The 6,413-nt window shown below is 61.8% G+C and carries 10 protein-coding genes; 4 read left to right on the forward strand and 6 right to left on the reverse strand.

Going from position 1 to position 6,413, the window contains the following annotated elements:
- Nucleotides 1–24 precede the first annotated feature (24 nt).
- Together EOD15_RS05075 and EOD15_RS05080 are read right to left on the reverse strand one after the other, a co-directional pair.
- Nucleotides 25–450: a type II toxin-antitoxin system VapC family toxin gene (locus tag EOD15_RS05075; protein ID WP_127318310.1), complete on the reverse strand. Its 426-nt coding sequence runs from the start codon at nucleotides 448–450 to the stop codon at nucleotides 25–27.
- Nucleotides 447–734 carry a plasmid stabilization protein gene (locus EOD15_RS05080; protein WP_127318308.1) on the reverse strand — a complete coding sequence of 96 codons (288 nt, stop codon included), beginning with the start codon at nucleotides 732–734 and terminating at the stop codon, nucleotides 447–449. Before EOD15_RS05080 ends, EOD15_RS05075 begins: the two co-directional genes overlap by 4 nt.
- Nucleotides 735–886: 152 nt before the next feature.
- Here EOD15_RS05080 and EOD15_RS05085 point away from each other — a divergent pair, with 152 nt between their 5' ends.
- Nucleotides 887–1,153, forward strand: a complete 267-nt coding sequence (locus EOD15_RS05085) for a hypothetical protein (RefSeq protein WP_127318306.1) — start codon at nucleotides 887–889, stop codon at nucleotides 1,151–1,153.
- A 3-nt stretch (nucleotides 1,154–1,156) separates the two neighbouring features.
- Here EOD15_RS05085 and def read toward each other — a convergent pair whose 3' ends face one another.
- Nucleotides 1,157–1,687: a peptide deformylase gene (gene def / locus EOD15_RS05090; RefSeq protein ID WP_127318304.1), complete on the reverse strand. Its 531-nt coding sequence runs from the start codon at nucleotides 1,685–1,687 to the stop codon at nucleotides 1,157–1,159.
- Nucleotides 1,688–1,790: 103 nt separating this feature from the next.
- Here def and EOD15_RS05095 point away from each other — a divergent pair, with 103 nt between their 5' ends.
- Nucleotides 1,791–3,062, forward strand: a complete 1,272-nt coding sequence (locus EOD15_RS05095; protein ID WP_127318302.1) for a DNA recombination protein RmuC — start codon at nucleotides 1,791–1,793, stop codon at nucleotides 3,060–3,062.
- A gap of 20 nt (nucleotides 3,063–3,082) precedes the next feature.
- Here EOD15_RS05095 and EOD15_RS05100 read toward each other — a convergent pair whose 3' ends face one another.
- From EOD15_RS05100 to EOD15_RS05110, 3 genes are all read right to left on the reverse strand, one after another.
- On the reverse strand, nucleotides 3,083–3,487 hold the full coding sequence (locus EOD15_RS05100) for a GFA family protein (protein ID WP_127318300.1): 405 nt from the start codon (nucleotides 3,485–3,487) through the stop codon (nucleotides 3,083–3,085).
- Between the two features lie 61 nt (nucleotides 3,488–3,548).
- Entirely contained in the window at nucleotides 3,549–4,514 is a 966-nt protein-coding gene (locus tag EOD15_RS05105; protein ID WP_127318299.1) for a cation diffusion facilitator family transporter, read from the reverse strand.
- Between the two features lie 127 nt (nucleotides 4,515–4,641).
- The gene (locus EOD15_RS05110; RefSeq protein ID WP_027040094.1) at nucleotides 4,642–5,451 is read right to left on the reverse strand and encodes a transglutaminase family protein; all 810 of its coding nucleotides are present in this window, start codon (nucleotides 5,449–5,451) and stop codon (nucleotides 4,642–4,644) included.
- Between the two features lie 210 nt (nucleotides 5,452–5,661).
- On the opposite strand from EOD15_RS05110, the gene EOD15_RS37195 reads away from it, so the two are divergent.
- Both EOD15_RS37195 and sugE read left to right on the forward strand, forming a co-directional pair.
- Nucleotides 5,662–5,787, forward strand: a complete 126-nt coding sequence (locus EOD15_RS37195; RefSeq protein WP_013528464.1) for a hypothetical protein — start codon at nucleotides 5,662–5,664, stop codon at nucleotides 5,785–5,787.
- A gap of 206 nt (nucleotides 5,788–5,993) precedes the next feature.
- A complete protein-coding gene (gene sugE, locus EOD15_RS05120; protein ID WP_013528463.1) occupies nucleotides 5,994–6,308 on the forward strand; it encodes a quaternary ammonium compound efflux SMR transporter SugE in 315 nt (104 codons plus the stop codon).
- Nucleotides 6,309–6,413 lie beyond the last annotated feature (105 nt).

Raw genomic sequence — 6,413 nt, forward strand, 5'->3', positions numbered from 1 at the left:
TTCTTGCTCGCGCCGTGTGCCGGCTCAAGCATCCGCTTCAAACGGGTTTACGCGCTTCAGGTCAAGCCCGTCGAAGTCGCGAACGTTGCGCGTGGCAAGCGTCGCATCATGGGCGAGGCAGATCGCGGCAATCATGGCGTCGGAAAGAATGATCGGACGGCCAATTCTTTCCCGCGTCGCCCGCAGCTTGCCGGCAAGTCGGGGGATCGAACCGGAAAAGTCCACGATGCGGCCGGCGAACTGCTGCGAAATCAGCTGATCGAGCACGCGAATATAACGGTCTGATCCCGTCTTGTTCAAAAACCGTTCGGCCCCGAAAGACTGCTCCATGATGACTGGCCCACACATGTAGAGTGCGAGAAGATCCTGTTTGCGGAACCAGGCGGAGACATTCAAGTCGGGCGCCGGTTTGCTGGCTTCGGAAACAACATTGGTATCGAGGATGATCACTCGAAATCCTCGACTGGATGGCCGAAGTCGCGTTTTCCGTCCGCTTCGATTTGGTCCATTATCTCGGAAAATTCATCGCCTATTGCATTTTCAGCAGCGAACGCCGAACGAATGGCATCCCACGCGGAAAGTCCCGGCTCCGGTTTGGCTTCTTTCTCCGCGACCATGCCTTTACGCAAGAGATCGATCGCCTTGCCCGAAAGACTTTGGCCGCCCTTGCGCGCCGCGTATTCGATTTCGCGCTTCAACGGTTCGGGAATATCTCTGATCAACATATCGCCCATGGATGCCTCCAAGATTTGATATCACTGATATCACCCCCGGAGTCATTGATCAACAAGAGTTCCGCCCCTTCACCCAGCCACTCAAAACGGTCCATTAAGTCTACACCAACTGTTCAGGCGTATGCTTCGCGGATCTGTCCTGGGAGCTTCATATGCAGCGCGCTCAAAATCCCTTTGGGAAACGCAGGAAGCCAATAGCTGAATACAAATCGGTCGAAGAACGATACGAGAAAGGCGAATTGTCGAGGCGAAGAGAGAGCAATTTCGCCATTTATAACACCCTGCTACTGATGGTGTTAGCCGTGGTTGTCTCTCTGGTGCTGATCATCTCGCCAGAATCTCGCGCGCTTGCGTTAGAGATCGGTGCAAAAGCGTTCGAGCTTGGCAGGGATTGGGTTTTGCGTGGCGTGCTCGAATGATCCCTATCCCGCCAGCTTGCCCGGCGCCTTGTCCCTGGCAAGCTTCTTGAATTTCTTCACCACCATGTCGCGCTTCAGCTTCGAGATGTGGTCGATGAACAGGACGCCATTGAGGTGGTCGATCTCGTGTTGCAGGCAGGTCGCCATCAGGCCTTCGGCCTCCATATCCTGCAATTTGCCGTCGCGGTCGAGATACTTGACCCGCACGGCGGCCGGGCGTTCGACCTCGGCGTAATAATCCGGGATCGACAGGCAGCCTTCCTCGTAGACGGAGCGCGCATCTGCGCTCTCCAGGATTTCCGGATTGATGAAGACATGCGGCGCCGGCGTCTCGTCTTCCTTGGCCAGATCGATCACCAGTAAGCGCAGCGGTTCGCCGATCTGGATCGCCGCCAGCCCGATACCCGGCGCGTCATACATGGTCGCCAGCATGTCGTCGGCTAATTTGCGCAAAGGCGCGTCGACACGCTCCACGGGCTTGGAAACCTGGCGCAGGATGGGGTCGGGAAGGATGATAAGCGGCTTGATCGACATGGCGTTCCACCTAAGACCTCCAGAGAAAAGCGTCAACCGGTCGGCATCAGGCTCGTTCACGTTTTGATCTGTGCTGTCGCGGCGAATCGTCTATGCTGTCCACATGAATGATTTGAGCACCATCCTTTCGGAGCCTGTCGCCCGGCTCGGCGCCACAACGATCACGCTCGGCCATGCGCTGGCCTTCGGCGCTTTGCTGTTTCTGGCCCTGTTCGTGGCGCTGGTCATTGCGCTGTGGCGGTCGGCGAAGGCGCGTGCCGTGGCGGCTGCGGAAGCCGCCGATCATGCCCGCGACGCGGAAGTGCGGATGGCCGGAATTCTGCAAAGCCAGGCCGAAATGCAGGGACGCATGGGCGCCATTGCGGAAGTGTTCGGCGCACGGCAGGCGGAGCTGACGCAATCGATCGGCCAGCGCCTCGACGCCATGACCGGCCGGCTCGGCCAGACCATGACCGAGCAGACCAAATCCACGCATGAGAGCCTGGCCAAATTGCAGGAGCGGCTGGCCATCATCGATGTCGCGCAGGGCAACATCCAGTCGCTCGCCGGCCAGGTGGTGCAGCTGCAGGCGATCCTCTCCAACAAGCAGACGCGCGGCGCCTTCGGCCAGTCGCGCATGGAGGCGATCGTCGCCGACGGCCTGCCGCACGGCGCCTATGAATTCCAGGCGACGCTGTCGAACGGCAGCCGTCCTGACTGCCTGGTGAAGATGCCGAACGGCGCACCGTCGCTGGCCATCGACGCCAAGTTTCCGCTCGAAGCCTGGAATGCCATCCGCGCCGCCGACGGCGCCGACCTGCAGAAGGCCGCCTCGCAGGCCTTCCGCCGCGACATCGAGATCCATGTCCGCGATATCTCGGAAAAATACCTGATCCAGGGCGAGACGCAGGACACCGCCTTCATGTTCGTGCCGTCGGAATCGGTGTTCGCCGAGATCCACGAGAATTTCGAGGCGATCGTCCACAAGGCGCACCGCGCCCGAATCGTCATCGTCTCGCCGTCGCTGCTGATGCTGTCGATCCAGGTCATCCAGGCGATCCTCAAGGATGCCCGCATGCGCGAACAGGCGCACCTGATCCAGGGCGAAGTCATTCGGCTGATGGAGGATGTAGCGCGCGTCGATGAGCGGGTGCGCAAGCTGCAGGTCCATTTTGGCCAATCGGCCAAGGACATCGACGACATCCTGGTTTCGACGTCGAAGGTCACCAAGCGCGGCCAGAAGATCGAAGCGCTGGAGTTCGGCGCACAGCCCGACGGCGATGCCGCCGCGGACGCAGCGTCACGGGCTCCCGCCGCGAAGGTCGATACTGGCGCGCGCGTTGCCGATTCGAAAAGCGGGCAGCTCAGGCTGAGGGTCGTCGAAGGCGACGATTGAGGCGCGGCGCCGGACCGGCGCTACTGCTCTTCCTTGGTCGTCATACCCGGGAATTCCGGCAACCAGGGCAGCGCCGAGCGGTGCCAGCTTTGCCGTCTCGGGACCAACTGTTCACGTTGTCGCGCCGTGCCGACCCGGATGCCATAAACCTTCGGCCCGTCGCCAACCGATGTCGCGTAGAGATGCGAGCCGCACTCGCCGCAAAAGCCCTGCGCGCGCTTGTCGCCGCTCGACCCTGTCTTGATATAGACCTTTGGCGCACCCTTGGTGATCCGGTAGTGGCCTTCCGGCGCGCCCACGGTCACGCGATAAGCCGTTCCGGTCAGTTGTTGGCAATCGGTGCAGTGGCAGATTCCGGTGTTCTCCGGGTCGACCTCGGCCTCGTAAGTGATGGCGCCACAATGACAGCCGCCGTCTATTCTCATCTTCGTTCCTCCAAAGTCCCTTCAATCTAGCGGGGCAAGGCCGTGAGGCAATGGCGCAGCGCTAGTCCAGAGCCGGATCGGATGCGGTCTCGATCAGCTTGCGCCGCTGCTCCCAGGTGCCTGCCGTCTGTGGTTTGACGAACAGCCGCGTGATCTCCGGCATTTCCTTCTTCAGCTGCGCCTCCAGGCGCTCGACGCAAGCTTCGATCTCGGGCGCCGTCAAATGGTCCTCGAACTCGATGCTGAGCCCGGCGACGATCTCTGCCGGCCCCATATGGACGGTCAGGACGCCGTTCGCCCGCTGCACCGCCGGATCCTGCTGGGCGATCGCCAGCACCTTCATCTGCACCTCGGGCGATGCCGGCTCGCCGATCAGCAGGCCCTTGCTTTCGCGGGCCAGGAAGATTGCCGTCGCGCCCAGGATCAGCCCAATGCCGATCGAGGCGGCGCCGTCGAGTTCCGGCATCTCCAGAACTTCCGCCGCCAGGATGCCGACGAACGCGACGATCAGGCCGAGAAGTGCTGCACTGTCCTCGAACAGCACGGTGTAGACGCTCGGATCCTTGCTCGACTGCACCGCCCGCAGCCAGCCCTGCTTGCCCTTCTGCTGGCGGAACTCCTTCAGCGCCACCCACCACGAACTGCCTTCGAACAGGAAGGAAAGGCCGAGCACGATGTAGGTCACCTCGGCGTTGGCGACCGGCTCCGGCGCCATCATATGGATCACGCCTTCGTAGAACGACACGCCGGCGCCCAGCGCGAAGACGAGGAGCGCGACGATGAAGCTCCAGAAGTAGAGTTCGCGGCCGTGACCGAGCGGATGCGTGCGATCGGCCGGGCGGGCGGCGCGGTGCATGCCGTAGAGCAGCAGGCCGCCATTGCCGGTATCGACCAGCGAATGCACGCCCTCCGACAGCATCGCCGAACTGCCGGTAAAGGCGGCGGCGGCGAACTTGGTCAGCGCGATGGCGAAATTGCCGGCGAGCGCCGCGTAGATCACCTTTTTTGAGCCGCCGTGCCCGGCCATGGCATTTGTTCCCATTCAAGGCGCAGTCTAGCGGCCAGGCCGCTAAAGCTCCACAGGCATCACACCGCGCGAATGTCGGGTCGTCCAAGCCAGCGGTCATGAGAGATCGGCCTATGGAAAACGGCGACTACTCGACGATCTCGCTGGTCCACACCTTGAAGCCGGCAAGCGTTCCCGGGCCGAATATATGGGTCAGCGGCACGTCGGCGGCGTCGCGGCCGGAGGCGATCAGGATGCGGCCGATGCGCGGTGCATTGTTGCGCGGATCGAAGACATGCCAGCGGCCGCCGAGATAGACTTCCATCCAGGCGCAGAAATCCATGCTCGCCCATGGCTTCGGCATACCGATGTCGCTGATGTAGCCGGTGCAATAGCGCGTTGGGATGTTGAGCGCCCGGCAGAAGGTGACGGCGAGATGCGCGTAGTCTCGGCACACGCCGCTCTGTTCGCGATACGCTTCCGCGGCGGTGCGTGTCGGCCGTGCATTGCCGTAGTTGAAGACGATGTGGTTATGGACGAAGTCGCAGACCGCCTGCACGCGCGGAATGCCCAGCGGCGTGTTGCCGAACAGCCGCCACGCTTCATCAGCCAGAAGGTCGCTTTCGCAAAAACGGCTGGGCAGCAGAAACAGCAGCGTGTCCGCCGGCAGGTCGCGCACCTCGTGCTGCCAGGCCATCAGGTCGCCCATCTCGAAAGTGCCGGGATCGCGGATCACCGCGTCGGTGCCGAAGGTGAAACGCCCGGGCGGCGCGACGAACCGGTTGCACCAATTGCCGAAACTGTCGCGATAGCTTTCGATCGGCACCGGCGGGTTGGAAATCAGGAAATCCGGCCGCTCGAGATCGGAGGCACGCGAATAATGCACATTCAGCATCGCGATGAGCGGCGTTTCCTGCGGAAAGTCGAAGCTCATCTCGCAGCCGATGTGGATTCGCATTGTCGTCCTGACGGCCTGCCTGACGATCACCCGGCGAAGCTCGGGTCGATGCTGCAGTGCGAAAATCACCATCGCACGGACCGTCATGGTTTACGAGCAAATTAGAAACCGGTTGAAAGCGATCCGGCGACGCCGGCAACGGTCGCTAACCCCTTGCGGTCGGGCGGTTCTCTTGTTTCACTTGGCGTCCCACATCAGGAGGAACGAATCATGGCTAAAGGTGCGATGAAGGCAGGCAAGGAAGCCCGCAAGCCGAAGAAGGACGCCAAGAAGCCCGCTCCGGCTCCCGCGCTGAAGGCGCCGCCGGTCAAGGCGATGAAGCTCAAGGACAAGTAGGTCCGGCGATCCACTTCGCAATAAGGGTTACGGCCGGCGACACTGTTGCCGGCCGCTGTTGATCGAGCGCTCGAAGTTCCTATATGGGCATGGCGGGGACGACCTCGCGCTCCCCCAAAATCCGGACGGGACGACCCGCCATTGTTTGACTGATCGTCGGACGCCGAAATCACCTTTCGGTCCGATGCTCTGATGGAGCGTTGTCGATGTCATGGATTCTTCTCTTTTTCGCCGGCCTGTTCGAGATCGGCTGGGCAATCGGCCTCAAATACACAGATGGCTTCTCGAAGCTGGTGCCGACCGTACTGACCGTTGCCTCGATGGTCGTCAGCCTCACTCTGCTCGGCCTGGCGCTGAAGGCGCTGCCCGTTGGCACCGCCTATGCGGTGTGGACCGGCATCGGCACCGTCGGTACGGCACTGCTCGGCATCTGGCTGCTCGGCGAACCAGCCACCGCGATCAGGCTGGCCTGCATCGCGCTCATCGTCTGCGGCATCATGGGGCTGAAGTTCGCCGCCTGACGGTCTTTTGGTTTGCGCATGTCGTCCTCCCAGAACCGGGACCAATATTTGGGCGACGGACAAACACCTTCAGGGCCGCTGTGAGGCGACCCTGATTGTCGAAGC

Source organism: Mesorhizobium sp. M7A.T.Ca.US.000.02.2.1 (assembly GCF_003996995.1).
Classification (GTDB): Bacteria; Pseudomonadota; Alphaproteobacteria; order Rhizobiales; family Rhizobiaceae; genus Mesorhizobium.